The organism is Phyllobacterium sp. P5_D12 (genome assembly GCF_054049495.1).
The window spans coordinates 1-756 of sequence record NZ_JBFUMG010001082.1 but is presented as its reverse complement, the minus strand read 5'-3'; the positions used below and the strand labels follow the sequence as shown (position 1 = coordinate 756).

General features: G+C 53.7%; 1 protein-coding gene. It reads left to right on the top strand.

Going from position 1 to position 756, the window contains the following annotated elements:
• Window positions 1-358: 358 nt before the first annotated feature.
• A partial coding sequence (locus tag ACXJ5O_RS28825; RefSeq protein ID WP_457302891.1) for a sugar transferase occupies window positions 359-756 on the top strand: 398 nt, incomplete at its 3' end.

Below are 756 nucleotides of genomic sequence, written 5' to 3'. Positions count from 1 at the left end.
GCGCGATGGATGAGCTTGGTGTCACTGGCATAAGAAGCCCGATGCGCGCCCTGTCAACATGCCGATATCATTCTGATCAAACCATTGCTGCATCATGACAAGACTTTGGTCTTATTCGAGAACGGCATAGGTCTCATCCTGCCTCGGTCTGAAGACCCAACGTGGAACGGTTGCCTGCGTTCCACGTTGGGCGAGAGGCAGTCCGAAGCATTGGTACCGCAAAGCTATAAATTGAGAGGGAAATCCATAGTCAAATTCCATCCGTCTGCAGTGCTGCAGGCTTTGCCTTGCCCTCCCTGACACGAAGCCCACGGCCAAGCCGAAATTTGTGGATCACAGATTCGAAAGGGAACTTCTCGTGAATACCAAACTCATTCGGCAGTCGGACGAATTGCCAAGTCTTCCGGTTGGCGGGTTCTTGAAACGATCGTTCGATGTGTTTGCCGCGATCCTTGCCCTTATCCTCCTCAGCCCGCTGTTTGTACTGCTCTCCTGTCTGGTTAAATTGTCGGATGGTGGGCCTGTTTTTTATGGCCATCGCCGCATCGGGCGCGGCGGGAATGCGTTCTATTGCCTCAAATTTCGTACCATGGTTACGGACGGTGATGCCGTCCTTGAAGCCCATATCGCTGCAAATCCGGAGGCACACGCAGAATGGGTGGCGGCGCGAAAGCTGCAGGTCGATCCACGCGTCACCACTGTCGGCATCGTGTTGCGGAAATTGAGCCTCGACGAATTACCTCAGCTGGTTAACAT